The following is a 26,057-nucleotide window of genomic DNA, read 5'->3' on the forward strand; positions in this document are numbered from 1 at the left end:
AGAACCACGGTTGCTCAAGATGCTTCGACAAGCTCAGCATGAGCGGGGTTTGGGATGGGGGGTCGGGTGTGTCAGTCCACCGTGCTGTGCTTTATAAACTGATCGAACAGTGCGGGTGAAGAGGCTGCAAACAGGCCTTTTTGCCCATGCTGATCGGTGCGGTAGGGTGACCCGTCGGGCCGCGCTGACTTGCCCCCTGCTTCGTTGACGAAGAGCACGCCCGCCGCGTGGTCCCACGGCAGAGTGCGCTCGAACACCGAGATGTCATTCACGCCAAGGACGAGGCGGGGGTACTGCTCGGCGGCGCAGCGCGGGATGTCGACGAGCGTGTAGTAGGGCGCGATGCGGGCCTGCACGGCGGCGCGCTGCGCGGGATCGAGGAACACCGTGCTGATCGCCGCTATGGGCGGGGTTTCGCCGGTGGTGCGGGCGGTGACACGCTCGCCGTTTACGAACGCGCCCTGGCCCTTGTGCGCGATGCAGAGGCGGTCTTGCAGCGGGTCGTAGATCCACCCGCTTTGCGTTTCGCCGCCGTCGCTGAGCGCGAGGATGATGCCGAAGGGCGGCTTGCCGGCGGCGAAGTTGTTGGTGCCGTCGACGGGATCGATGATCCAGCACAGGCCGGTATCGAGCCGCGAGATGAGGGCGGGATCGGCGTGGACGGCTTCTTCACCGACGATGGCCGCTTCGGGCAGGATCGCCGCGAGGCCCTCGGCGAGCAGGGCTTCGGCCTCGGTATCGGCAATCGTGACCGTGTCGTTCGCCGCCTTGGCGATGACTTCGTGCTCCGCCAGCGTCTGGTAGCGCGGCAGGATGGCCTCCCGCGCAACGCGGCGCATCAGGGCGGCGACGGCGGTATCGAGCGCGGTGCTCACGAGCGCCACCCTTACGACCGATAGTCGGCGTTGATGGCGATGTAGCCGTGGGTGAGATCGCAGGTCCACACGGTGGCGCGGCCTTCGCCGAGGCCGAGATCGACCTCGATGCTGATCTCCTGTCCCTTGAGGTGCGCTGCGACGGGGGCTTCATCGTAGTCCGGCAGGGGCTGGCCTTGGCGCGCGGCCCAGGTGCCGCCGAAGCCGATGGAGAGGCGGTCGCGGTCCGCCGGTTCGCCGGCCTTGCCGACGGCCATGACGACGCGGCCCCAGTTGGCGTCCTCGCCCGCGATGGCGGTCTTCACCAGCGGCGAGTTGGCGATGGCGAGACCGACGCGGCGGGCGCTCTCGTCGCTGACAGCGCCGCTCACGGCGACCGCGATGAACTTCTGCGCCCCTTCACCGTCGCGCACGACGAGGTGGGCGAGCTGGCGGCAGACATCGTGCAGCGCGGCGGCGAAGGCGTCGGCGCCGGGGCTGTCCGCCGAGACCAGCGGGGCGTTGCCGGCTGCGCCGGTAGCAAAGGCAAGGACGGTGTCGCTGGTCGAGGTGTCGCTGTCGACGGTGATGCACGAGAAGGTGCGCTGGTTGGCGTCCGACAGGCAGGCCTGCAGGAAGGCCGGGTCGACTGCTGCATCGGTGAAGACATAGCCGAGCATGGTCGCCATGTCGGGCGCGATCATGCCGCTGCCCTTGATGATGGCGCTGAGCGTCACCTTGACGCCGCCGACCATGGCGGTGGCGGTTGCGCCCTTGGCGAACGTATCGGTGGTGCCGATGGTGTTGGCGGCGTCTTGCCATGTGCAAGGCTTGGCCTGCAGCGCCGCCTCGATCCCGGCGCGCGCCTTGTCCTTGGGGAGCGGCACGCCGATCACGCCGGTGGAGGAAACGAAGACCTGCTCGCGCGGGCAGCCGATGTGGCCGGCGACCTGATCCATGATCGCCTCGACCGCCTCGCGCCCGCGATAGCCGGTGAAGGCGTTGGAATTGCCGGCATTGACCACCAGCGCCCGCGCGCGGCCTTGTCCCACGTTCTGGCGCCCGAGGTCGACTTCGGAGGAGCAGCAGATATTGCGGGTGAACACCCCGGCCACCGCCGTACCCTCGGCGAGTTCGACAAAGGTCAGGTCGCAGCGGCCCCAGTCCTTGTACCCGGCGCGGGCGATGCGCGGGGTTGCTCCGGCAATCGCGGGAAGCGCGGGGAAGGGCTGGGCGAGGGGGGAGATGGCGTGGCTCATGGCCAGCGGCCCTAGCGCGCGGAGCGGCGCGCTTCAATAAATCTGCGGCGCGGTGGTGGACGTTCTTCGCATTACCGCTTATCTGGCGCCTCGATGCGGCTTCTGCTCGTTCTTCTTGCCCTGCTTTCGGGCCTGTCGCTTGCCGAAGTGACGGCGTCTTCTGCGCGTGCGGAAGTTGTTGGTTCGGCGGCGGGCTCGATACTCGTGGCAAGTGCCGAGCAGAAGGCCGTTGCTGCCCATGCAAGGGCACAGCGCCCCGCTTGCCGACGGCGCCTCATCCGCACCGTTGTGGTGCCCGTGCTCGCCCTTGGCCGCACGATCAGCATCGAGATCTGCGACCGCCCGCTCGAATAGGGCGCGCCTTCCATAAGCTTCCCGCGTCCGCGCCCCGTTGCGTGGACCTTTGACCAACGCGGCACTCACCGCGCACCCCATTCTCTACAACAGGAATCCAGCCATGCTCGGCAGCATTGCCAAGGCCATTTTCGGGTCGTCCAACGATCGTTACGTCAAGTCGCTCGACAAGATCGTGCGCGCCATCGCCGCTTATGAGCCCGAAATGCAGGCGCTCAGCGACGCGGAACTGCAGGGCCAGACGGCCAAGCTGCGCGCCCAGCTGGAAGCGGGCAAGACGCTCGACGACATCCTGCCTGAAGCCTTTGCCACCTGCCGCGAGGCTTCGCGCCGTGTGCTCGGCATGCGCCACTTCGATGTGCAGATGATCGGCGGCATCGTGCTCCACCGCGGCGAAATCGCGGAAATGCGCACCGGCGAGGGCAAGACGCTGGTCGCGACGCTCGCGTCCTACCTCAATGCGATCGAGGGCAAGGGCGTGCACGTCGTCACGGTCAACGACTACCTCGCCCGGCGCGACGCGGAATGGATGGGCCAGATCCACAAGTTCCTCGGCCTGACGGTCGGCGTGATTGTGCCCAACATGAACGAGTACGAGCGGCGGCAGGCCTATGAGGCCGATATCACTTACGCCACCAACAACGAGCTCGGCTTCGACTACCTGCGCGACAACATGAAGCACGAACGGTCCCAGATGGTGCACCGCCCGTTCAACTTCGCGATCGTCGACGAAGTGGACTCGATCCTGATCGACGAGGCGCGCACGCCGCTGATCATTTCGGGGCCCACGGACGACAAGAGCGAGCTCTATGTCTCGGTCGATGCTGTGGTGAAGCAGATCGATCCCTCGCTCTACGAGGCGGACGAGAAGACCAAGAACATCTCGCTCACCGAAGACGGTGTCGAGTGGGTCGAGCGCAAGCTGGAAGAAGCCGGGCTCCTGGTCGGGTCGAACCTCTATGACGTCGAGAACACGATGGTGGTCCACCACCTCGATCAGGCGCTCAAGGCCAACGTCATGTTCAAGCGCGACATCGACTACATCGTGAAGGACGGCAAGGTCGTCATCATCGACGAATTCACCGGCCGCATGATGGACGGGCGGCGCTGGTCGAATGGCCTGCACCAGGCGGTCGAAGCCAAGGAAGGCGTGCAGATCGAACCCGAGAACCAGACGATGGCCTCGATCACCTTCCAGAACTACTTCCGCATGTACCCCAAGCTTTCGGGCATGACCGGCACCGCCGCGACGGAAGCGCCGGAATTCTTCGACATCTACAAGATGAACGTCGTCACCATTCCGACCAACGTGCCGGTGCAGCGCCGCGACGAGGAAGACGAGTTCTACAAGAACACCACCGACAAGTTCCAGGCCATCGCGAAGCTGATCCGCGAGCGGTACGAGACCGGGCAGCCGGTGCTCGTCGGCACGGTATCGATCGAGAAGTCGGAAATGCTGTCCGAGTTCCTCAACAAGGAAGGCGTGAAGCACAGCGTGCTTAATGCGCGGTTCCACGAGATGGAAGCGCATATCGTGGCGCAGGCGGGCCGGATCGGCGCGGTCACCATCGCCACCAACATGGCCGGGCGCGGGACCGACATCCAGCTGGGCGGCAATGCCGAGTTCCGCATCGAGGACGAGCTGCGCGACATGCCGGAAGGGCCTGAGCGCGATGCCGCGATTGCCCGGATCAAGGCGGAAGTCGCCGAGGAGAAAGCCAAGGTGCTTGCTGCCGGCGGGCTTTGCGTGATCGGCACCGAGCGCCACGAAAGCCGCCGCATCGACAACCAGCTGCGCGGCCGTTCGGGCCGTCAGGGCGATCCGGGGCTTTCCAAGTTCTATCTCTGCCTCGAGGACGACCTGCTGCGCATCTTCGGGCCGGATACGCTGTTTGCCCGCATGATGAATTCGAACCTCGCGGACGGCGAGGCGATCGGTTCGCGCTGGCTCTCGAAGGCGATCGAGACCGCGCAGAAGAAGGTCGAGGCGCGCAACTACGACGTGCGCAAGCAGGTCGTCGAATACGACAACGTGATGAACGACCAGCGCAAGGTGATCTACGAGCAGCGCGCGGACATCATGGATGCCGAGGCGGTGGACGATGTCGTGCTCGACATGCGCACGGACACGATCAACGCGATCGTCGGCGATGCGTGCCCGCCGGGATCGTACCCCGAGCAGTGGAACGTTCCGGCGCTGGCGCAACGCGTGGGCGAGGTGCTGGGCCTCGAGCCGCCGTTTGACGCGTGGCTGGCGGAAGACGGGCTGGAGCCGGAAGTCATCGAGGAGCGCATCGCCGCGCTCGCCGAGGCGAAGATGGCGGCCAAGCTCGAGACGGTGGAACCGGCATCGTGGCGCAATCTGGAGAAGTCGGTGCTGCTGGAGCGGCTCGACCACCACTGGAAGGAGCACCTCGCGACGCTCGATGCGCTGCGGCAGGTGGTGTTCCTGCGTGCCTATGCGCAGAAGACGCCGATCAACGAATACAAGCAGGAAGCTTTCGGGCTGTTCGAGAAGATGCTCGAAGTGATCCGCGAGGACGTGACGCGCATTCTCATGACCAGCGAGATCCGCATGAGCGCGCCGGAGGACTTCCAGCTGCCCGAACTGCCCGACTTCCTCACCAGCCATATCGATCCGCTGACCGGCGAGGATGATGCCCGGCCGGTGCCTGCGGGGCAGCTGTTTGGCACGTTCACGCCGCCGATGGCCGGTTCGGGCGCGCTGGCGGCGGCGGGTACGGATCCCTATGCGGGGATGGGCATCAGCCGGAATGCGGCCTGTCCGTGCGGGTCGGGGCAGAAGTACAAGCACTGCCATGGCGCGCTGGCCTGAGGCCGGGAGCTGCGATCCGGGGTACGTGGCTGGCAGGAGCTCCTTAGCTCCCTGACGTGTCTGGCACGAGTCTCGGACGCCAAAGAACCGTAACGGACTGATTTGTTGCGGTATATTGCCGCCCGGGCTGGCGTCCGGGCCTTTCGGTCCGGTTTGCCATCTTCGCTCCAACAATCTCCGCATCGGTACCGATTTGGTGCAGTTGTGCGAAAAGTCACTGGTAAACAGGGCCTTACCGGTACGCACATCCTGTTTGACTCTTCGACTCCGCGCTTGCTACGCGCAGAGAAAACACGAGAATGGGGCCGCGACGACCGCCGCAGTATGAACAAGGGTCTCGGCAATGCGAGAGGGGGAAAAAGGCGGCAAACGAAAGGGCCTCGCGGTCCTTGGGGGCTGGGTGGCCAACGCCCTCGCCCTGGCGTTCTGCCCGGTCATGGTTCCGGTCACCGCTTTCGCACAAGTGAGCACGCCGACGATTGCCGGACCGAGCCGTGACGAACTGGGCGGGATAACGCGCGCGCCTGCCGTTCAGGCGCCGCGGCTCTCTGTTTCCGGCGGGATCGAACGGTCGGGCTGCCCGCTGGCCGATCCGCAGTTCGCCAAGATCACCACCACCATCACCGCCGTCGCTTTCAATGGCCTCAAAGGCGCGACGGCAGAGGACATGGAAGCGGCGTGGAAGCCCTATGCGGGAACGCCGCAGCCGATTGCCGTGCTCTGCGAGATCCGCGATGCGGCGGCGACGATCCTGCGCGCCAAGGGCTATCTGGCTGCGGTGCAAGTACCTGTCCAGCGGATCGAGAACGGGCAGGTGCGGCTCGAAGTGCTCTATGCCCGGATCACCGCGATCCGCGCGCGGGGTGAGACACGCGGGGCCGAGCGCAAGCTGATGGCCTATCTCGGTCGGCTGACGCGGGACGATATCTTCGACCGCAACAAGGCCGAACGCTATCTGCTGCTGGCGCGCGATCTGCCGGGCTACAATGTGCAGCTCACCTTGCGTCCGGCGGGTACTGCGCCAGGTGACTTGATAGGTGATGTAACCGTTCTGCGCCAAGCTGTTACCGCCGACTTCTCGGTCCAGAACCTCGCTTCTGCCGCCACCGGGCGCTGGGGCGGCCAGTTGCGGGTGCAGGCCTTTGGCATCACCGGGATGGGGGATGCGACAACGCTCTCCTATTATTCGACGTCCGATTTTCGCGAGCAGCGGATCTTTCAGGCGAGCCACGAGTTCCGGCCTGGCAGCCAAGGCCTCGTGGTCGGCGCTTCGCTGACATATGCGTGGACGCAGCCCGATCTCGGACAGGCGGCCGGCGGCGCGAAGCTCGATGCGCGGACCTTGCTCGCGAGCCTCTATGCGCGTTACCCGCTGGTGCGCTCGCAGGCTGGCGATCTCTGGCTTGGCGGCGGCTTCGATCTGCTCAACCAGGACGCCACCTTGATCCTGCCGCTCAGCCGCGACCGGCTGCGGGTGTTCTGGGCGCGGCTTGATTTCGACCGGATGGATTTGTCCCGCGCCGAACCGGCGTGGCGCCTTGATGGATCGCTGGAAGTCCGGCAGGGCGTCGCCGCGCTGGGAGCCTCGCCTTCGTGCCTTGGGATCGCTTGCGGCAGCCGGGTGCCGACGAGCCGCTTCGATGGTTCTCCTGCCGCAACGGTGGTGCGCGCCGAGGTGGAGTACGAACGCGCGCTGGGACGCTTGTCGTTCGTGGTCCATCCGCGCGGGCAGTATGCGTTTCGGAAAGTGCTTGGGTTTGAAGCCTTTGCACCGGGAAACTACACGGTTGGACGAGGCTATGATCCTGGTGTCATCACCGGTGACAGCGGAGTCGGCGTGGCGACCGAATTGCGCGGGCCGCGCCTGCCGATCGGGCGCGGCAATGGCCCGGTGGTCCAGCCTTTCGCGTTTGTCGATGCCGCGTGGGCGTGGGATCGCGGCGCGGGCAAGCCGCAGCGGCTGAGTTCGGTCGGCGGCGGGTTGCGCGCGGATCTGGGCAGCCGGTTCCGGCTCGATGCCAGCGTCGCTGTCCCGCTTGACGCGGCGGGGTTCAACGGCCGCAGGCCGGCGCCGCGCGTGCTGGTCTCGCTGACCACGCGTCTCTTGCCGTGGGGAGGCCGCTGATGCGCCCGAGCTTTGCCAGCGCCGCTTCGCTGCTCGCGATGGCCGCGATCCTTGCCTCTGCCCCGATGGCCGCCCGGGCGCAGTCGTTCAACGCGACGGGCACGATCGTCGCCGGGGCCGGGTCGATCATCACCGGAGCGGGCACCACCACAGTCGCCACCAATTCGCCGAATGTCGTGATCAACTGGTCGCCCAACGATACAGTGATCGGAGGCGGCCCGATCGAATTCCAGACGGCAGGCACCAGCGCGCTGTTCACCAATCAGGATGCCACGGTGCTCACGGTGCTGAACCGGATCGTGCCCAATGACGTGACCCGTCCGATCGTGTTCAACGGCACGGTCAGGTCGCAGCTCGTCGATCTTGGCACCGGCGCGATCAGCCGGGGCGGGACCGTGTTCTTCTATAGCCCAGGCGGCATTCTCGTGTCCTCGACGGGCGTGTTCGATATCGGCAACCTCGTGCTGACAGCATCGGACCTGAATTACGATACCGCAACCGGTGCGTTCGGAACTGCAGGCACTTTCAACTTTTTGCCGGCCAATGCTGGCAGCCGGGTTGAAGTCCAGAAGGGCGCGCAGATCAGGGCAGGGCTGACCAATGCCTATGTCGCACTGATCGCGCCCAAGGTGGTGCAATCGGGTACGATCGATGTCGACGGGTCGGCCGTGATCGTCGCGGCGGATGCATCGACAATCTCGTTCCGGCCCAATGGCCTGTTCGATATCCAGATCGATCAGGGCACCAGCGCGGCGGGTGAAGTGGTGACCCATGACGGCACGATCACCGGCCCGGTCGGCACGATCAACACCGCGCACCGGGTCTACATGGTTGCCGTGCCGCGCAACGATGCCATCACGATGGCGATCAAGGCGGGCAGTTCGCTCGGTTTCGACGTGGCGGGCGCCGCGGATGTCGATGGCAATGCCGTGGTGCTTTCGGCGGGCTACGGTGTGACCGGCGGGGCGATCGATCTGGTCCGTTCTGCGGCGGGCGGTGCTGTCCCGGCGGCGCTTGCCGTGGGCGCGATCACCGCGACGTCGCAAGTGACCGGCAAGGCAACCGGGCAGGCATCGCTGACGGTGGACAGCGGGAACACATCGAACTTTGCCTCGAACCTTTCGCTTTCCGGCGTGCGTGATCCCGCGGCGGCGACGGACGACGGCGCGTTCATTTCGGTCGGTGGTGTGGGGTCGACGCTCGATCTCACAGGCAATCTGCAACTGACGGCGCTGGATGCCGGACAGGTTGCGGGAGCGGCGATCACCGACAGCGGGAATGCTTCGGTCACGGTGGATCAGGGCACGCTGACGGTCGGCGGTTCCGCCACGATCAGCAGTGCTCGCGCCCCCACGGTCGATCTCGATGCGCTGGCCGGCACCGCCGCGCTCGCGGCACGCGGCGGTGCCACGGTCGGCGTCGGCGGCGATCTTACCATATCCGCAAGAGCCGAGGGCATTGCCGGGGGTACTGCCGGTCCCGCAGCCCCGCCGACCGGTCCCAACGCGGGCACCGGCGGCACGGCGCAGCTGTCGCTCGAGGGCGCCTCGACGGTGACCATCCGCGGCAATCTGCTGCTCGATGCCAGCGGTGTCGGAGGCTCGGCATTGCTCGACGGACTGGTCGGGGCGAGCGGCACCGGCGGGCAGGCCCTTATCGACGGGAAGGCGGGCGGCGGCACGCTCGGCGTGGGTGGTGGCACGACGCTTGATGCGCGCGGTTTCGGCGGTGACGGACAGCGCTGCATTTCCTGCACGGTCGAGGGCGGCACCGGGACGGGCGGCAGCGCGAGCGTGATTGCCGCGTCGGGGGCAACCTTTACGCTGGATGGTTTGCTCGGGCTCGATGCTTCCGGGCGCGGCGGTTCGGCGGCGACGGATAGCGGCAAGGACGGCGGCGCGGCACAGGGCGGCAGCGCGTTTGTGCGCTCGACCGGCGGCCGGATCACCACCGCGCAGTCGCTGGTCGTGCGGGCCGACGGCCTTGGCGGCGCGGGCGCGACCGTGAACGCCTTTGCTTCGGGCTTGCCCGGTTCGGGCGGGACCGGCGGCAGGGGGACCGGCGGCGCGGCCGGGCTCATCGCCGGCGATGCGAGCGCAATCGGTGGCGGCGGGCTGATCTCGTCGGTGAGCGACACCGTTGTTTCGGCCCAAGGCATTGGCGGCTCTGGCGGCAACGGGGGAGCTGGTCTCGGCGGCACGGCAGCGGTTTCCGCGCGCAATGGCACGGTCACCGGCTCGGCGCTCGTGGTGCGTGGAGACGGGATCGGCGGGAGCGGCTTCAATGGCGGCTATGGCGGCGCCGGGCAGGGCACATCTGCCGACGTGATCGCCTACAGCGCGCTGGAAGGCGATGCCAAGGTGACGTTCCTCGGCGCCAGCGTGAGCGCGCGCGGCGATGGCGGGACGGGCAGTTCGCCGGCCTTCTTCGATGCACCCGGCGGCGCAGGCGGCAATGGCACCGGCGGCAGCGCGCGTGCGCTGGCCGAGGCGGGCAACGGCGCGCTGAGCCTGGGCGAGACCAGCATCAATGCGAGCGGTAATGGCGGCAATGGCGGCGCCGGCTTTACGGTGTCGAGCATTCCGATCACCGGCCAGAACGGCGGGGCTGGCGGGACCGGGAGAGCAGGGACCGCGCAGATCGGGGTGGTGAGCGGGCTCGATACCGGGGCGGTCAACACCGGATCGGCCGACTTTGCGCCTCTATCGGTCACTGCCCGCGGGACAGGTGGTAGCGGCGGCGCGGCGAGCGTGGGCGCCTCGACACCTGGCGCCGCTGGCAATGGCGGCGTTGGCTATGGCGGCGGCGCGAGCCTTGTCGCGCAGGGCGGCAAGGTTACCATCGCCGCGCCTGCACTGGTCGATGCCGGTGGCATCGGCGGCAGCACTGGTCTGGGCGGCACGGCCGGAAATGGCTTCGTCGGTGATGCGGGCGGCGCGCCGTTGCCGCTGGGCGCGCGGCTCGAAGTGGGCAGCCGCAGCGGGCAACCGGCACAGAAGGGCGCGCTCGTCGCCGCCGATCTGACGTTCAGCGCCTCGGCCGAGACGGGCAAGGGCGGCACGCCGGGCAATGCCACCGTGCTGGGTCGGCCACTGGCCTGGCGTATGAGCGGCGGGACCATCGATGCCGGGAACATGAGCTTCCTTGCCGTCGGCACACCGACCGCCACCGCACCGTCCTCCGACATTGCGCTGGCCGGGGGCAACACCACGCTGACCGGCGACCTCAGCTTCGTGACGCCGGGGACCCTCACCGCGTCGTTCGACGCCGCCGATGTGCGGGCCGTCAATGTCACGCTGACGGCGGCGGACTGGCTCGAAGGACCCGTACCTGCAGGAGCCGCCGGGACGCTGTTCGGCAGCGGGTCGGTGGCGCTGGGCACGTCCGGCAATCTCTTCGGCCATCTGTCGGCCAACAGCGGCGGTGCGCTCAGCCTGACCTCGGCGGCGGGTCTGGTTCGGCTCGATGACCTGACCGCGGTGGGGGATATCGATGTCACCGCGAACACGACGGTAACGCTGGGCAATGTGCAGGCGGGCGGGTCTGCCCTCATCACCGCGCCGGGCAATGTGACCGTCGGCAATGTCGGCGCGGTCGGTTCCGCGACCGTGAGTTCGCAGGCGGCGCTGGTGACCGGCGGGGTCAGCGCGGGCCAGAGGATCAGGCTCGATGGCATCGTCAGCCTTCTCTCGGGTGGACCGATCGCAGCCGGTGACAGCGTGCTGCTCAATTCCGACGGCACGCTCGGCGCGGGTGCGGTCTCGGCCGGTCTGGTGAGCCCTTCGGCACTGCCTGGCGCGACATACAGCGTTACCGCGCTGGGTCGGGGCGGGATCGCGCTGGGCGATGTGGGGGCGAGGGGCGATGTCGCGCTGCTCTCGCCGAATGCGATTGCGAGCGGATCGATCAGCGGCAACGAAGTGGTCGTGCTCGGCGCGGGCAACCAGGTGCTCGGCGGGATCACCGCAGCCGGGCGGGTGCTGCTGGCGGATTACGAGATGGCAGGCTTCGGCGGCAATCCGCTCGTCTCCTACAATCTCGCCGGGGTATTTGCGCAGCCGGCAATTGCCACGAGCGGGCTGATCAGCCTGTCGGGCCCGACCAGTGCAGGACAGCTGACGGCGCTGACGCTGGGCAGCATCATTGTGCAGGATGTGACGGTGCAGGCGGCGGGCGCCGCGAACGGCACGGTCAACCTGCAGGCGGGCACTGCGCTGGGCACGGGCGCCGTTCGGGCGAGCGGACGGATCGATCTGCAATCGGGCACGACGATGACCACCGCTTCCGCCACTGCCGGCGATGTCCTGGTGGCGAGTGCCGGCGGCGCGCTGACAGCGGGCGATCTTGCAGGCGTGGGCGGGGTGACGATCACCGGCCTCGGTGCGGTAACGACCGGACTGCTGTCGGCTACTGGCGGCAACGTGGCGGTCACGGCGGCGGGTGATCTCGCGACCGGTGCGGTGACCGGCGGCGGTACGGTCCAGCTTGGCGGGCGCAATGTGCTGGCCGGCGCCGTCGATGGTGCGGCGGTGACCATGGCGGCGAATGGCACGCTGGGGTTCGGTAATGTCTCGGCGCGGACCGGCACGGTGTCCGGAAATGCGAGCGGCACGATCACAGGCGGAGCCATCACCGCCGCCGACACGATCCAGCTCGGCAATAGTGCGGGAGGTGTGACGCTCGGCAACCTTGCTGCGGCGAACACGGTCCTGATCAATGGAACCGGCAATGTGCAGATCGGCAATGCGAGCGCGGGGCTTGGCACGGTCGAGGTGCGGGCCAACGGCGGATCGCTCACGGCGAACGCCGTCACCGCCGCCACCGATGCTGCGCTGATCGCGGCAGGTGATATTGCGCTGGACGCGGTGCAGTCACGCGACATGGTGCTGCTGGCGGGCGGAAGCATCCGCGCGGATCGCCTTACGTCGCCGAACGGCCGCATTCTTGCCGCCGGCAATGGTTTGGCGGCTGCGGGCGGCACCATTGGTGCGTTCAACTTTGATGCCGTGTTCGCGCAGCCGCTCGTAGCGGCGGGCGGTAGTCTGACGCTGGTCGGAGCGGCCACGGGCGCCACGTTTGCCGCCGCGGTGGCAGGTGATGCGGCGACGCAGGGCATTTCGGCCACTCGCAGTATTTTGGTCGATGCGGGCGGTACCGCGCGGCTTGGCGGTGTGTGGCAATCACCCGTGATCGAACTGCGCGCCAGCGACCTCGATCTGCCGACGGGTGCCGGCCTCAACGCGGGTCTGACGGGCACGATCACGCTGGTCTCGCGCAATGCGGCGGGCCTGCGCATCGGCGACGGGCTCGATGCCAGTGTCGTGCCGACCAGCGGTTTCTCGCTCGACAACGGGGAATGGAGCCGGATCAACAGCGGTTCGTTGTTCGTTTCCGCGCCTGATGTGTCCGGGCCGGTCGATATCCTGATCGGCAAGCTCGATATGACCGGCCCCGATGCGGGGAGCACCATCGACGATCCGCTGGGGGCCGTGCAGTTCACCACCGGCGCGGCGGCTGCCGGGACATTCGGCGGGACGATCCGCGTCGCCGGTGCTCTAGCCACCACCGGTTTCCGCGCGACCAACGCGCTGGTCTTCCGCACCGGGCAGTTCCAGCTCGCCTCTGACACGGGCAGCATCGCGGTGCAGGGCACAGGCGGGGCACTCTCCGGGACCTTGCGTATCAACGCGCGCGATATTCATGTCGCGGCAGGATCGCTCCTCGCACAGTTGGCTGTCGATCCGTTCTTTGCCGGCGTGGAGCCTGCGCTCGATCAGGTCAGCGCGGGCGGCAATGGGCCGGTGCTGCGCGCGGGGGCGCTTGATTTCACCGTGGGCCGCAGCTTCTATATCCAGCGGACCGGCGCGGGCTTCGATCCGCTGGGCTTCGAGGAACCGCTCGATACTTTCAGGGTGACGCAGGCAAGTGCCGCACCGATTGCCGTGATCATAAATGGTACCTTCCGCACCGCCACGGGCCTTGTCAGCGGGGCGGCCGCCTGGCGCCAGTTCAAGGCCAGCGGGTTCGATTTCTCGGGCTTCACCGCCGACAGCCGCCTCAATGGCTGCCTGCTGACCGCCCTGACCTGCGGGGTGAGCCTACAGCCTGATCCGGGCATCCGCACGATCATTGAATTTGTCGACAAGCCGATCCTCGACGACGCGCCGCTTGATCCCGAGAACCCTCCGCCGCAGAGCAAGGACGCGATCGTGCCGCCGCCGCTGCTACTGCCGGTCCAGCCCGATGCCTTGCCGGGCCAGGTCGACGAGCCGATCGCCGGCAGCGGCAACCCGGCGCTGATCGCGGGTGGCGGGCTGGAAGGAGCGCGGCCGTGAAGCGCGTGCTTGGGTTCCTCGTCTCGCTCGCTGCCTTGGGGAGCGGGCTGGCGCCGGTCGATCTGGCTGCCCGTCCTGTGCCGCTTTCGGTACGCAGCAACTTCCGGCTCGGTTCGGCGGGCGTGGTCTGCGCAGCGCAAGTCGCCCCGCGGGATACCCGGCTGCGCGGCATGTTCGACCGCGCGTTCACCTTGTCGTGCCGTGATGCGGCAGGGCCGGTCGGCACACTGGTTGCCGTGCGCCGCGCGTTCCCGATCGACGCGCCGCCTGTCGCCGGGATTGCCGCCGCCGCTGGCCCGCAGCAGGTCTGCGGCGGGACTGGACGCGCGGTGATCGATGCGCTCGGCGGGGTAGATGCGATGATCTGCCGCGATCCTGCAAGTGGGCTCGACTACCGCCGCTATGCGCTGACGCGCGGCGACACCAGCTACTATGTCGAAGGCCTTGCCGCCTACGACGCCGCGCTGCGGCTCGCGCTGGCGAGCGTGGTGCTGGGCAAGGCGGTCCCCGGCGAGATCAGGGTGGCGACGACCGAAGTGACCGATGCGGCGGCCTTTGCGCGGCTGCAGGCGGGGCTGCTCGATCCGCTCGGCGTGCGCGGCGAGGGCTATCTGCGCAACAACGGCAGCAGCTTTGCCGAATCCGCAGCGTTCTTCGAAGTGCTCGCCGAAAAGGCGCGCGGCGAAAAGGGCGAGCAGGCGGACATGGCCGAAGCGCTTGCCAACGAAGGGTTGCAGCAATCGAACCTCGGCAATTTCGCGGCGGCGGCGCGGCTGTTTGGCGAGAGCGAGCGGGCGCAGCTGGCAGGGGACGGGCTTGGCCAGCGCCTGCTGCGCAACTACCGCGCGCTCGATCAGCTCAACCAGCGCCGTCCGGATGCGGCGGCAGCGGAACTGGCCCGGCCCGTCGATCCGGTGAACGCGGTGTTCGACAGCGCCAGGCTGGCCGACGGGGTGATCAACCTGCCGCTGGCCGATGCGATCAACCGCGAGAACGCGGCGACCCGGCGCATGGGCGTGCCGGACCCGTCGCTGACCCGCATGGAAAAGGCGCAGATCCTTGACGGGCAGGCGCTGGCGATCGGCGCGACGGCGGCGCGGATGGCGGGCCGCACGGAGGAAGCTGCCAAGGGTTTTGCCGAAGCGCGCACGCGCCTCGCTATGGTGCGCGGCGGGCAGGTCGGTTCGATCATCTGGCTCTCGGCGGAAATCGATATCGAGATGGCGCGGATAGCGGGTGCTGCCGGGCGCAAGGACGAAGCCGAAGCGGGCCTTGACCGGGCGATCGCGGCGCTTGAAGCGGCCTATCCCTCTTCGCCCGCCGTGCTTTCTGCCCGGGCGCGCAAGGCTGCCTTCCTGCTCGACGCGGGCGAGCGCGATCAGGCGGCGAAGCTCTTTGCCAGCGTGGTCGATGACAGTGCGGCGATCCCTGACAGCGGCACGACCCTGCGCGACTTGCTGGCGCCCTATTTCGCGCTGCTGGCAGGGCAAGGCAGCGATCCCGTGGCAAGCGCCGCTCCTGCCTTTGCAGCCGCGCAAGTGCTGGAACGCCCCGGTGTTGCGCAGACGCAGGCCATCCTCGCGCGTCAGCTCGCTGCGGGCAACGATGCGGCGGCCGCGCTGTTCCGCCTCTCGCTCGCGCGCAGCCGCGACATCGTGCGCGCCGAGGGTGAAGTGGCCCGGCTCGGTGCGCTGGCCACGCCCAGTGTGAGCGAAAGCGCGGACCTTGCCGCACAGCAGGAAGCGCTCGCCGGCCTGCGCCGCGAACAGACCGAAATTCTCGCCAAACTGGCCGCCTATCCCCGCTACACCGCGCTGGCGCCCAAACGCGTAGCCCTCGCCGAAATGCAGTCCGCGCTGAGGCCGGGCGAGGCCTACTACAAGCTCGTGGCGGTCGGTCAGGACCTCTACGGCCTCTATGCCACCCCTGCCTCGGCGCGCCTGATCCCGGTGCCGCTTTCGCGCACGGAGCTCGCGCGCGAAGTGCAGAAGGTGCGCGACAGCATCGTCACCGTCGAGAACGGCAAGGCGGTCAACCGGCCCTTCGATCTCGACCGGTCGCGCGCGCTCTACAAGGCGCTGTTCGGCCCGGTCGATGCCGAGTTGGCCCAGGTGCGCCACCTCGTGTTCGAACCCGATGCGGCGATGCTCCAGTTGCCGCCTGCGGTGCTGGTCGCGTCCGATGCGGGGATCGCCGCCTACAAGGCGCGTACGGCGGACATCGATGCCGATGCCTTCGACTTCACCGGCATTGCGTGGTTCGGGCGTGGGCGGGCCATTTCCATCGCGGTGAGCCCGCGCGCCTTTCTCGATCTGAGAGCCCTCGCGCCCTCGGCGGCGCAGCGCCCCTATCTGGGCCTCGGCAACAACAGCGTTCCCCGTGAGCGCCCGGTAACGGCGGTCGCCGACAGCTGCGATTGGCCGCTGGCGCTTTGGCAGCGTCCAGTGAAAGCGGATGAACTGCTGTTTGCGGCCAGGACACTCGGCAGCACGAGCGTGGTGAAGACCGGCAGCAGCTTTACCGATACGGGCCTCCTGTCAGATCCGGCGCTCGACAAGTACCGTGTCCTCCATTTCGCCACGCACGGCCTCGTATCGGCCCCGCGCAAGGATTGCCCGGCGCGCCCGGCGCTGGTCACCAGCTTTGGCGGCAAGGGATCGGACGGGCTGCTGACCTTCCGCGAGGTATTCGACCTGAAGCTCGACGCCGATCTCGTGATCCTCTCGGCCTGCGACACGGCGGGCATGGCAACCATTGCCGCGAGCCGCGAGGCGGGCGTGACGACGGGCGGCAACTATGCGCTCGATGGGCTGGTGCGCGCCTTCACCGGAGCCGGGGCGCGGGCGGTGATCGCCAGCCATTGGCCGGTGCCGGATGACTTCAACGCCACACGCCGCCTCATCGGCGGGCTGATTGCCGGCAGGAGCGGCGAGTCGGTCGGCGATGCGCTCGCCGGGGCCGAAGCGGCGCTGATGGACGATCCGCAGACCTCGCATCCGTTCTACTGGGCGGCGTTCGTGGTCGTCGGCGATGCGGCAAAGCCCGCCCATTGATCGATGTTACGGGGTATAAGCGGCTTTGGGGCTGGACCTATCCGCTTCGCTGATGCACAATAACCCCATGATATGAAGCCATGCCGACGAGTCATGGCAGTTTGGACGAAGGAGACTGCCGCAACCATTGTCTTGATGACCGCATGGGAGAGCCCGGTAGAAACTGCGTTTCGATCCGGCGCCGACGGAGCAACCCCCCAGGAAACTCTCAGGCACCAGGAACCGTGTGGTCTTGACACTCTGGAGAGTGATGGCGCGCAAGGTTTATCACCTGCCCGGCCATCCGCCGACGGAGAAAGCCGTATGGTAGGGTCAGGCGCAGTCCGCGTGTGAGACCGAAGCGGTCAAGCTCTCAGGCACAAGCGACAGAGATGGGGAAATGAACGCCGCGCTGGTCCATCCGGGCCGGCACAGACGCATTTCTCACATCAAGGAGCACAGGCTCATGTCGCATTTTGCGGTTATCGGCGCCGGCATCACCGGCATTACCACGGCTTACGCGCTGCTCGAGCGCGGTCATCATGTTACTGTCATCGATCGTCAGCCGCTTCCGGCCATGGAAACCTCGTTCGCCAATGGCGGACAGCTTTCGGCCAGCAATGGCGAGGTGTGGAACTCGGTCGGCACCGTGTTCAAGGGTCTGCGCTGGATGGCGCGGCGCGATGCCCCGCTGCTGTTCAACCCGCGCCCGGGCTGGCACAAGTTCTCATGGATCGCGGAATTTCTTGGCGCGATCCCAAAGCATGATGCCAACACGATGGAAACCGTGCGGCTCGCGATCGAGGCGCGCAAGTACCTGTTCGACATTGCCGAGCGCGAAGGCATCCAGTTCGACTGCGAGAAGCGGGGGATCCTGCACATCTACCGCAACGCGCAGAGCTTTGCCGATGCGGCGCGTACCAATGAACTCGTCCGCGCGGGTGGGCTCGACCGCTTCCAGGTGAGCCCGGAGGAAATGCAGCGGATCGATCCTACGGTCACCGGTGACTACTGCGGCGGGTACTATACCCCCTCCGACGCCACCGGCGACATCTGCAAGTTCACCCGCGGCCTTGCTGCCGCCTGCGAAGGCAAGGGCGCGGTCTTGCAGCTCGACCGGGCGGTGCAGGCGATTGCGGTGCATGACCGCGGCGTCACCATCCGCACCGCCAGCCTGACCGATGCGCGGATCGAAGACGTGGGCCACTTCGACGGGCTCGTCATCTGTGCCGGGGTGGGCAGCCGCCGCCTCGCCGCGATGATCGGCGACCGGGTCAATGTCTATCCGGTGAAGGGCTACTCGATCACAGTCATGCTGCGGGATGAGGCCAGCCAGGTCGGTGCTCCGTGGGTCAGCCTGCTCGACGAGGACGCCAAGATCGTTACCTCGCGCCTCGGCAAGGACCGCTTCCGCGTGGCGGGCACGGCGGAGTTCAACGGCGAGAACCGCGACATCCGCGCCGATCGCATCGCGCCGCTGGTGCAGTGGGTGCGCCAGCTGTTCCCCGGCGTCAACGTAGGCGAAGTGGTGCCGTGGGCTGGCCTCAGGCCAATGCTGCCCGACATGATGCCGCGTGTCGGCGCCGGGAGGCGTTCGCGGGTTTTCTACAACACCGGCCATGGCCATCTGGGCTGGACCCTGAGCGCTGTCACCGCGCAGATGGTGGCGGCCAGCATCGACCAGTCGTTGGAGACTGACGCCGCGCTTCGCGTGGCCTGAGGGACGCGCAGCTAAGTACGAATCCGCATAAGCGGCCCGGGGACCCTGCTTGCCTAAAAGGCAGGGTTACCGGGCCGTTCTTCCTTGTGAGGACCGATCACCGGTTCCTGCACAGGGAATGATTGCCATGCTGGTCAAGCACGCTGCAGGACATGAGGCCAATCCGCGCGGCGCGGCACCCTGCCGCCCGGTGATCACCGCCACCTACCGCCGCGGCGTGCTGCGCGCGAAAGTCGCCCTGAGCGACCTGACCTGCTCTTCGGCACGGATTGATTCGATGGATGCGGTGAAGCCTGGCACGCTGGTCTGGATCACGCTGCCAGGCCTTGAATCCCGTCCTGCGATCATCGACTGGACAAGCGGCTTCACGGCCGGCCTGCGCTTCGAAGCGCCGCTGCATCCAGCTGTGCTCGACGCTATCCTCGACGGACGCATCGGTTCGGTTCATTGAGGCTGACGATGGAGGGTGTGGCTCCCTGAGTAGGATTCGAACCTACGACCACTCGATTAACAGTCGAGAGCTCTACCGCTGAGCTATCAGGGACCAGACCCAGTTGCCCGGGGCAGGAGCGCGCTAATAGCAGGCGTTTCGGGTTTGGCAAGCGCCTGATTGCCCAAAAATCCACACGGGATTTCAGACGAGGAATTGCTCGGCAAAAATCCGCTCGTCGAGGCTCTTGCCCTTGTCGAACAGGAGCGTCAGCCGTGACTCGCGCGCGGCGCTGACCCGCACTTCGCAGATGTCGCGCACTTCCTTCTGGTCCGCCACGACCGAAACCGGGCGCTTCTTCGCCTCAAGCGAGCGGAACAGAATCTCGCAGCTGTCCGGCAGGATCGCGCCGCGCCACCGGCGGGGGCGGGACGGGCTGATCGGGGTGAGCGCGAGCATCGAACTGCCGAGCGGCAGGATCGGGCCATTGGCGGAGAGGTTGTAGGCCGTCGAGCCCGCCGGCGTCGCGACCAGCACGCCGTCGCACGAAAGCTCGGGCATGCGCACCTTGCCGTTGACCGAGACTTCGAGCTTGGCCGTCTGGCGCGTTTCGCGCAGCAGCGAGACCTCGTTGATCGCCCACGAGGAGAATTGCTCGCCGCTGTGGGTCGTGGCTTCCATCCAAAGAGGGGCGACCGCTACGCTGCGCGCCTTGGCGACGCGCTCGGCGATGGGGCGGGTGGCCTTGTGACGGTTCATCAGGAAGCCGACTGTGCCGAGATTGAGCCCGTAGGCGGGAATCACCCGGCCCGTATCGAGCATCTGATGCAGCGTCTGCAGCATGAACCCGTCGCCGCCGAGCACGACGGCGATGTCGGCTTCTTCGAGCGATACCCAATCGTGCGACGCCATCAGCGCGGCCTCGGCTTCCTGCGCACGGTCGGTGGGGGAGGCGAGCAGCGCCAGCCGGGGGCTTTCGGGCATCGGGTAAGGCTCTCCTCGGGCACGGCGCGGCAATCCGCATCCGCGCCGCAGTGATATGTAGCGACCCAAACTGGTGCAATGGCAAATGGCACAGCGTGGATGATTTCGCCAAACCAATCGCCTAAGACGACCCGCGATGAATGGTTCCACGCTTCTTTTCTCCGGCGATGATCGCGATGTCCTGACCGGCCTCCCCGGGCTCGACAGCGCGGCGCAGTGGCTCGATGGTTCGAGCGAGACGGGCTTTGTCCAGGCGATGATGGTAAGCCTGCAGCGGCTCCCGGCGGTCAATCTCGCCTACGGGATGGCGGGCGGCGACCGCGTGCTGGTGGAGATTGCGCGGCGCCTGAGGGATTTCGTGGCGGATGAGCTTGGCCCGCAGGCGCTGGTGGCGCGGGCGAGTGGCGGGGCGTTCCTTGTCGCATCGCACGCGGCGCTGAGCCGCGAGCGTTGGCAATGGCTGGCCGAAGCGCTGGGCCGCGCCATCGCGCGGCCGCTGGTGATCGACGGCGAGAAGCTGAGCCTTGCCCCGCGCACCGCATTGCTGCGCGGGCTGCCGGGTGAAAGCGGCGGTGCATTGCTCGACAGGCTCGATCAGGTTTCCGGCGATCTCCAGCGCCGCAGCGGCCGCCGCGTGCTGTGGGCAGACGGCAGCCATCCGGCGCGCGGACGCAGCGCCGCGAGCCTCGAGGGCGATCTCCTCGGCGCGCTCCACCGCGACGAGATCACCGTGCTGTTCCAGCCGCAGTTCAACGTTGCGACCGGCGCGCTCGCCGGGGCCGAGGCACTTGCGCGGTGGGAACATCCGAGCTTTGGCCGCATTTGCGCCGAGACGCTCTTTGCCGTGGCGGACCGGGGCGACCACGTGGCGCAGCTTTCGCGCCATATCGGCAGGCGCGCGCTGGCGATGGCCTCGGCATGGCCAGCCTCGCTGCCGCTCAAGCTCTCGCTCAACGTGACCGCGGAAGACTTCGCGGTCGGCGATTTCGCGGCGGCACTGAAGGCGGAAATCGCAGCGAGCGGCTTTCTTCCCGAACGGCTGACGATCGAGATCACCGAGCAGACCCTGATCGCCGATTTCGAGGCCTGCGCCGCCGCGCTGCGCGAGCTGGAAGGCATCGGCGTCAAGGTTGCGCTCGACGACTTCGGCACGGGCTTCTCGAACTTCCGCGCGCTCAAGGCATTGCCGCTTGATGCCCTGAAGCTCGACCGCTCGCTGGTGGTCGATATCGAGCATGACCCGCGCGACCGGGCGATCCTTTCGGCGATGGTGGCGATGGCGCGTGCGCTGGGGCTCAAGGTGATCGCCGAAGGGGTGGAGACTGAAGGCCAGCTCGCCATTCTGCGTGCCGAAGGCTGCGATGTGTTCCAGGGCTTCCTGCGCGCAGGGCCGATCGATGCGGCCGAATTCGCAAGCCTGGTGGCGGGCTGAATGGGCATTGACCATCGCCTTGCGACGTACGGCCCGCTCGCGCCGGGGCGGGCGAACCATCATCAGCTCGCGTTGCTGTCCGGCACCTGGACCACCGGCACGATCAGGGGGCGCCTGATCGAGACGGGTTGGGGCGCAGCGTTGGGCTATCCGGCTTTGGTGCTGGACGAAGACGGTGAGGCTATCGAGTTCACCTGTTCACGTCGCCGGACCTGCCTGCGCACTGGGACCGGCTCGATGCGTTCGAAGGTGACGAGTACCGGCGCGGCGAAGTCATGGTGGAGACTGCGGAAGGCCGGGTGGCTGCGTGGATCTACTTGGCGGCGGAGTGAGCCGTGGCTTGCGCTTAACCGTTCGATTAACTAGCCTCGCACCCGTGTGTTCGGGATGAGGCAACGGCATGTCGCAAGGTGAGTTCGACTATATCGTGATCGGGGCGGGGAGCGCGGGCGCCGTGCTGGCGGCGCGGCTGTCGGAAGACCCGCACATGCGCGTGCTGCTGCTCGAGGCGGGCGGGCCGAACACCTCGGTGCTGGTGCGCATGCCGGCGGGGGTGGGCACCCTCATCAAGCAGAAGAGCAAGCACAACTGGGGCTTCTGGAGCGAGCCCGAGCCGCACATGGACGGCCGCCGCATGTGGCACCCGCGCGGGAAGGGGCTGGGCGGCTCCTCCGCGATCAATGGCATGGTCTATGTGCGCGGGCATGCCACCGATTACGACCAGTGGCGGCAGCTGGGGCTGGAGGGGTGGTCCTATGCCGATGTGCTGCCCTATTTCCGCAAGGCCGAGGACAATTGCCTGGGCGCGAGCGAGTTCCACGGCACCGGCGGGCCGCTCAAGGTCAACTGGGGCGAGCATTCGGAGCATCCGCTTTACCAGAGCTTCCTCGCCGCCGGGCAGCAGGCCGGGCATCCCTTTACCGAGGACTTCAACGGCGCGAGCCAGGAAGGGTTCGGGCGCTATCAGCTGACCATCAACGACGGGCAGCGCTGGTCTGCGGCGCGGGGCTACCTCACGCCGATCATGGGGACGCGGCGCAATCTGGCAGTGGTGACCGGGGCGCGGGTGCACCGGATCGTGATTGCGAACGGGCGCGCGGCGGGGGTGGAGTATTCGCTTGGGCCGGGGAAGGCGGTGCAGACGGCGCAGTCCTCCCGCGAAGTGCTGCTTTGTGCGGGGGCGTTCCAGTCCCCGCAGATACTCCAGCTTTCGGGGATCGGCGATCCGGAGAAGCTGAAGGCGGCGGGCGTCGCTCCGGTCCATGCGCTGCCGGGGGTGGGGGCGAACCTGCAGGATCACCTCGACGTGACGCTCAACTGGGCGGCGACGCAGCCGGTTTCGCTCTACCACCAGATCCGGGGCTGGCGGCAATACAAGGTAGGGCTGCACTACCTGCTGACCGGCAAGGGCGGCGGGCGGCAGAACGGCCTCGAAGCCGGGGCCTTCCTCAAGTCGCGCCCCGATCTCGACCGGCCGGACCTGCAGCTGCACTTCGTGATCGCGATCATGCAGGAACACGCCAAGGTGCGGGTGGAGCGCGACGGGTTCACCGTCCATGTCTGCCAGCTCCGTCCGGAAAGCCGGGGCACGGTGGGCCTGAGGAGCCGCGATCCCTATGACGATCCGGCGATCACCGCCAATTTCCTCGCCACCGAGGAAGACCGGCGCGTGGTGCGCGAGGGCATCCGGATCGCGCGGGAGGTCGTGGCGCAGGATGCCTTCGCGCCCTATCGCGGCGAGGAGATCTGGCCCGGGGCCGAGGTCCAGTCGGACGCGGCGATCGACGCCTGGGTGCGGGCGCGGGGGGAGACGATCTACCACCCCGTCGGCACCGCGAAGATGGGCACGGGCACCGACCCGATGGCGGTGGTGGACAAGGACTGCAAGGTGATCGGCCTTGCGGGCCTGCGCGTCGTCGATGCCTCGGTCATTCCGCTGCTGGTGGGCGGCAACACCAATGCGCCGACGATCATGATCGCCGAGAAGATCGCCGATGTGATTCGGGGGCCGTCGGCGCTGGCGGCGGCGGCGTGACGAGTCGCCCTGTCCCGTTTCGGGATGGGGTTGACACGGTTGACACAGTCCATGGCGAAAACTGTCAGGCCCCTCCGCGCGCCTCGATTGTGCCAGAAAAGCACAATGCGGTCAGAGGCTTGAGGGCGCGGGAGGGGCATTTGCGGACGGTATCGCAGGCGGCGGCATGTAGGACAGGGTTTTGTTGAACGGCCCCGGTTCCGGCTCCGCTGGCAGAGGGTGAAGGGAGAAGAGGCGCATGACCGTGAAAGTGATCAGCATGGAGCCCGATCCGCTGGCGCCTTATGCGATTTCGCCGGGGTGGCAGGTGGGGAACCTGCTGTTCCTTTCAGGGCAGGCGGCGATCAGCCCGGAAGGCGCGATTGTCGGCGCGGGGGACTTTGACGCGCAGCTGGCACAGACTTTCGCCAATATCGACGCCGTGCTGGCGGCGGGCGGAAGCGACCGCAGCCGCATCGTGAAAGTGACGATCTACCTGACCGACATGGGCAACTTCCCGAAGATCGTAGAGGCGCGGCGGCGCTATTTCACGCCGCCCTGGCCGGCGGACACGATCGTCGAGGTGAGGAGCCTCGCGCTGCCGGAGCTGATGGTGGAGATTGATGTGATTGCGCATGCGGGGTGAGGGGCTTGTTTTGGTTGTATCCTGACCGCCAGTTTCTATATTGATCTGGTGCAAGGCGCACCTTAACGGGAAGGCAATACGGTGTCCAAGGCAGGCCAGCATGTGGTGCCCAACGGCGGCAAATGGAGCGTTCGGCGCGCAGGCGCATCGCGCGCTTCCAGCACCTTTGGCACGCAGCAGGAAGCGATCAGCAAAGCCACCGAGATCGCCCGCAACCAGAAGACCGAACTCTATATTCACGGCCGCGATGGCCGCATCCGTGCGCGCAATTCCTATGGGCAGGACCCGCAGTCGTCCAAGGGCTGACCTTGGCTGAACCTGCGTTCGACAAGTCTGTCTTCATCAACTGCCCGCTTGATGAAGAGTACGAGGGAATCCTTCAGGCGATGCTGTTTTGCGTCGTCTACCTTGGGTTTCTACCCCGTATTGCGACCGAGCGCGCGGACTCGGCCGAGAACCGGCTGAGCAAGATCATCGAGCTTATCGAGGCGTCGCGGTATTCCATTCACGACCTGAGCCGCTGTCAGGCGCGAACGGCAGGCGAGTATTTCCGGCTCAATATGCCGTTCGAACTCGGGATCGACTTTGGCTGCAGGCGCTATGTCGAGCGCTGCAAGGACAAGAAAATCCTGATTCTCGAGCAGCGCCGATACCAGCTCAAGGCGGCACTATCCGATCTGGCCGGGTGCGACGTCGAGGCACATGGCGAGGATTACGAGAAAGCCGTGCGCAAGGTCCGCAACTGGCTGGTGAATGAGGCGGGAGCGGAGAAGATCGGCGCGGGCCGCATTCTGGGCAAGTACGCCGATTTCCAGCAGTGGTACTTCGAAGGCCAGCTTGCCGCCGGATTCTCGGAAGATGACATCAAGGATTACCCGACCAGCGAATTGCTGGCGGCCATGACGGAGTGGATGGCGCTGGGCCAGCCGCTTTAGCGCTTGCCGAGCGAGGCGCGGACGTCTTCGAGCGATAGGCCGCGCGAGGGATCGGCGCGGTAGGCATCGTAGGCGGGGGCGGCCTGCTGGCGCAGCCAATCCTCCAGCGCGCGTTCGCGGGCACCGAGCGCGCGCAGCCCCTCGCGGATCACTTCGCTTTCGCTGGCATATTCACCAGACGCCACCTTGGCGCGGACGAGCGCGGCCATTTCGTTGGGCAAGGTGACGCTGAACTGCTGGGTGGTGCGCATGGGCTGGGCTCCTTTGTGGATGGGATTTAATCCTATTGGAGCTTGGGGGCAAGGGAGTTGGGATTGGGGATTTAGTAAACTGTCACCGTAATCCCCCACCGTAATCCCCCGTAATCCCTGTCACCGTAATCCCAATTCGTTGGGCAGGGTGACGCTGAACTGCTGGGTGGTACGCATGAGGTTGCTCCGTGAGGATAGAATTCGATCCTATTGCAGCCTGGGGGCAAGGGCGATGGGTTTCGGGGGTGTTGCACCTGTCACCGCAACCCACGACCTGTAACCGCAACCCCTTTACCTCTGAATCGCGGTAATTCAGCTTCCAATCACTGGCAAAAAAATATATTGCTAAGGGATTAAGACTGCGTAAATCCCTAGTCAAATCGGCAAACGTTTTGAACCGTTTTGGTTAGGGTGTTTCGGGATGGAAGAAATGGAATCAGATCCGTTTAGGCGGATTAAGATGGAGATTTTTACGCTTGCCGACGCTTCGTCGCAGGTGCTTGATCTTTACGATAAGATTGACCAGAATAAAACTCCGGTCATCACAGTGGATTACGCTCTCATCTCAGGCTTTATTAGACCTGATCAGCGCCACAAGCCTACACTTAATGATGTTGGCTTCGACCGGGACATAGATTTTGTCGGTTCCAGAATTTTTGAGCTTTTTGCTCAGTTTGGAAATACTGCACCATATCAGTTGGCATTTTCCGAGCCGACAGTCATGGTCGTGTCCCACGGGGTGGTGTAGGAAGGTTTCTCTGAGAGGGTGGCCACCGTCGATCTTCTGGTAGGGTTCGGATGCGAACTCGAACCTGGAGAAGAAGACGATGACCGACGACAGAATGGCCCT

At 66.6% G+C, this 26,057-nt stretch carries 18 protein-coding genes, 1 tRNA gene and 1 riboswitch; of the genes, 14 read left to right on the forward strand and 5 right to left on the reverse strand.

What is annotated here, in order from left to right; all coding sequences use genetic code 11:
• Positions 1-71: 71 nt before the first annotated feature.
• Both NDB2M1_RS06840 and argJ read right to left on the reverse strand, forming a co-directional pair.
• Positions 72-875, reverse strand: a complete 804-nt coding sequence (locus NDB2M1_RS06840) for an inositol monophosphatase family protein (RefSeq protein WP_083554713.1) — start codon at positions 873-875, stop codon at positions 72-74.
• Between the two features lie 11 nt (positions 876-886).
• Positions 887-2,113, reverse strand: a complete 1,227-nt coding sequence (argJ, locus tag NDB2M1_RS06845) for a bifunctional glutamate N-acetyltransferase/amino-acid acetyltransferase ArgJ (protein ID WP_072380738.1) — start codon at positions 2,111-2,113, stop codon at positions 887-889.
• A gap of 93 nt (positions 2,114-2,206) precedes the next feature.
• Here argJ and NDB2M1_RS06850 point away from each other — a divergent pair, with 93 nt between their 5' ends.
• The 7 genes from NDB2M1_RS06850 to NDB2M1_RS06880 all read left to right on the forward strand — a co-directional run bounded on the left by NDB2M1_RS06850 (position 2,207) and on the right by NDB2M1_RS06880 (position 18,966).
• Positions 2,207-2,467, forward strand: coding sequence for a hypothetical protein (locus NDB2M1_RS06850; RefSeq protein WP_072380740.1), 261 nt, complete (start codon positions 2,207-2,209; stop codon positions 2,465-2,467).
• A gap of 103 nt (positions 2,468-2,570) precedes the next feature.
• Positions 2,571-5,303, forward strand: a complete 2,733-nt coding sequence (gene secA / locus NDB2M1_RS06855) for a preprotein translocase subunit SecA (protein ID WP_072380742.1) — start codon at positions 2,571-2,573, stop codon at positions 5,301-5,303.
• A 343-nt stretch (positions 5,304-5,646) separates the two neighbouring features.
• A complete protein-coding gene (locus NDB2M1_RS06860) occupies positions 5,647-7,428 on the forward strand; it encodes a ShlB/FhaC/HecB family hemolysin secretion/activation protein (protein ID WP_072380744.1) in 1,782 nt (593 codons plus the stop codon).
• Complete coding sequence (locus NDB2M1_RS06865) at positions 7,428-13,763, forward strand: beta strand repeat-containing protein (protein WP_072380746.1); 6,336 nt, start codon at positions 7,428-7,430, stop codon at positions 13,761-13,763. Before NDB2M1_RS06860 ends, NDB2M1_RS06865 begins: the two co-directional genes overlap by 1 nt.
• Positions 13,760-16,816, forward strand: a complete 3,057-nt coding sequence (locus NDB2M1_RS06870; RefSeq protein ID WP_083554700.1) for a CHAT domain-containing protein — start codon at positions 13,760-13,762, stop codon at positions 16,814-16,816. Before NDB2M1_RS06865 ends, NDB2M1_RS06870 begins: the two co-directional genes overlap by 4 nt.
• 134 nt (positions 16,817-16,950) lie before the next feature.
• A riboswitch (glycine riboswitch) is annotated at positions 16,951-17,051 on the forward strand.
• Positions 17,052-17,261: 210 nt separating this feature from the next.
• A complete protein-coding gene (locus NDB2M1_RS06875; protein ID WP_072380748.1) occupies positions 17,262-18,515 on the forward strand; it encodes a D-amino acid dehydrogenase in 1,254 nt (417 codons plus the stop codon).
• A 127-nt stretch (positions 18,516-18,642) separates the two neighbouring features.
• Positions 18,643-18,966: a PilZ domain-containing protein gene (locus NDB2M1_RS06880; protein ID WP_143146655.1), complete on the forward strand. Its 324-nt coding sequence runs from the start codon at positions 18,643-18,645 to the stop codon at positions 18,964-18,966.
• Between the two features lie 18 nt (positions 18,967-18,984).
• Here the strand turns inward: NDB2M1_RS06880 and NDB2M1_RS06885 are convergent.
• A tRNA-Asn gene (locus tag NDB2M1_RS06885) sits at positions 18,985-19,059 on the reverse strand.
• Positions 19,060-19,149: 90 nt separating this feature from the next.
• Positions 19,150-19,929: an NAD kinase gene (locus NDB2M1_RS06890; protein ID WP_072380750.1), complete on the reverse strand. Its 780-nt coding sequence runs from the start codon at positions 19,927-19,929 to the stop codon at positions 19,150-19,152.
• 136 nt (positions 19,930-20,065) lie between these two features.
• Between NDB2M1_RS06890 and NDB2M1_RS06895 the strand changes: the two genes are divergently transcribed.
• The 6 genes from NDB2M1_RS06895 to NDB2M1_RS22860 all read left to right on the forward strand — a co-directional run bounded on the left by NDB2M1_RS06895 (position 20,066) and on the right by NDB2M1_RS22860 (position 24,956).
• Entirely contained in the window at positions 20,066-21,361 is a 1,296-nt protein-coding gene (locus tag NDB2M1_RS06895; protein WP_072380752.1) for a GGDEF domain-containing phosphodiesterase, read from the forward strand.
• Positions 21,362-21,573: 212 nt separating this feature from the next.
• Positions 21,574-21,693, forward strand: a complete 120-nt coding sequence (locus NDB2M1_RS23080; RefSeq protein ID WP_253185804.1) for a gamma-glutamylcyclotransferase — start codon at positions 21,574-21,576, stop codon at positions 21,691-21,693.
• A gap of 68 nt (positions 21,694-21,761) precedes the next feature.
• Entirely contained in the window at positions 21,762-23,396 is a 1,635-nt protein-coding gene (locus tag NDB2M1_RS06905) for a choline dehydrogenase (RefSeq protein WP_072380754.1), read from the forward strand.
• A gap of 238 nt (positions 23,397-23,634) precedes the next feature.
• Positions 23,635-24,021: a RidA family protein gene (locus NDB2M1_RS06910; RefSeq protein WP_072380756.1), complete on the forward strand. Its 387-nt coding sequence runs from the start codon at positions 23,635-23,637 to the stop codon at positions 24,019-24,021.
• 81 nt (positions 24,022-24,102) lie between these two features.
• A complete protein-coding gene (locus tag NDB2M1_RS06915) occupies positions 24,103-24,327 on the forward strand; it encodes a DUF2188 domain-containing protein (protein WP_072380758.1) in 225 nt (74 codons plus the stop codon).
• A 2-nt stretch (positions 24,328-24,329) separates the two neighbouring features.
• Complete coding sequence (locus tag NDB2M1_RS22860; protein WP_072380760.1) at positions 24,330-24,956, forward strand: hypothetical protein; 627 nt, start codon at positions 24,330-24,332, stop codon at positions 24,954-24,956.
• Here the strand turns inward: NDB2M1_RS22860 and NDB2M1_RS06925 are convergent.
• On the reverse strand, positions 24,953-25,207 hold the full coding sequence (locus NDB2M1_RS06925; RefSeq protein ID WP_072380762.1) for a type II toxin-antitoxin system ParD family antitoxin: 255 nt from the start codon (positions 25,205-25,207) through the stop codon (positions 24,953-24,955). The genes NDB2M1_RS22860 and NDB2M1_RS06925 overlap by 4 nt on opposite strands.
• Before the next feature lie 421 nt (positions 25,208-25,628).
• On the opposite strand from NDB2M1_RS06925, the gene NDB2M1_RS06930 reads away from it, so the two are divergent.
• Entirely contained in the window at positions 25,629-25,955 is a 327-nt protein-coding gene (locus NDB2M1_RS06930; RefSeq protein WP_072380764.1) for a hypothetical protein, read from the forward strand.
• Positions 25,956-26,057 lie beyond the last annotated feature (102 nt).

Origin of the sequence: Novosphingobium sp. NDB2Meth1 (genome assembly GCF_900117425.1) — a bacterium.
In the GTDB taxonomy this organism is placed as follows: domain Bacteria; phylum Pseudomonadota; class Alphaproteobacteria; order Sphingomonadales; family Sphingomonadaceae; genus Novosphingobium.

Bases quoted from the DNA above. Each gene is read 5' to 3' on its own strand.
- NDB2M1_RS06860 (WP_072380744.1), top strand. From the start codon at position 5,647: ATGCGAGAGGGGGAAAAAGGCGGCAAACGAAAGGGCCTCGCGGTCCTT.
- NDB2M1_RS06905 (WP_072380754.1), top strand. From the start codon at position 21,762: ATGTCGCAAGGTGAGTTCGACTATATCGTGATCGGGGCGGGGAGCGCG.
- argJ (WP_072380738.1), bottom strand. From the start codon at position 2,113: ATGAGCCACGCCATCTCCCCCCTCGCCCAGCCCTTCCCCGCGCTTCCC.
- NDB2M1_RS06880 (WP_143146655.1), top strand. From the start codon at position 18,643: ATGCTGGTCAAGCACGCTGCAGGACATGAGGCCAATCCGCGCGGCGCG.
- secA (WP_072380742.1), top strand. From the start codon at position 2,571: ATGCTCGGCAGCATTGCCAAGGCCATTTTCGGGTCGTCCAACGATCGT.
- NDB2M1_RS06895 (WP_072380752.1), top strand. From the start codon at position 20,066: ATGAATGGTTCCACGCTTCTTTTCTCCGGCGATGATCGCGATGTCCTG.
- NDB2M1_RS06865 (WP_072380746.1), top strand. From the start codon at position 7,428: ATGCGCCCGAGCTTTGCCAGCGCCGCTTCGCTGCTCGCGATGGCCGCG.
- NDB2M1_RS06850 (WP_072380740.1), top strand. From the start codon at position 2,207: ATGCGGCTTCTGCTCGTTCTTCTTGCCCTGCTTTCGGGCCTGTCGCTT.
- NDB2M1_RS06875 (WP_072380748.1), top strand. From the start codon at position 17,262: ATGTCGCATTTTGCGGTTATCGGCGCCGGCATCACCGGCATTACCACG.
- NDB2M1_RS06910 (WP_072380756.1), top strand. From the start codon at position 23,635: ATGACCGTGAAAGTGATCAGCATGGAGCCCGATCCGCTGGCGCCTTAT.
- NDB2M1_RS06925 (WP_072380762.1), bottom strand. From the start codon at position 25,207: ATGCGCACCACCCAGCAGTTCAGCGTCACCTTGCCCAACGAAATGGCC.
- NDB2M1_RS06890 (WP_072380750.1), bottom strand. From the start codon at position 19,929: ATGCCCGAAAGCCCCCGGCTGGCGCTGCTCGCCTCCCCCACCGACCGT.
- NDB2M1_RS06930 (WP_072380764.1), top strand. From the start codon at position 25,629: ATGGAAGAAATGGAATCAGATCCGTTTAGGCGGATTAAGATGGAGATT.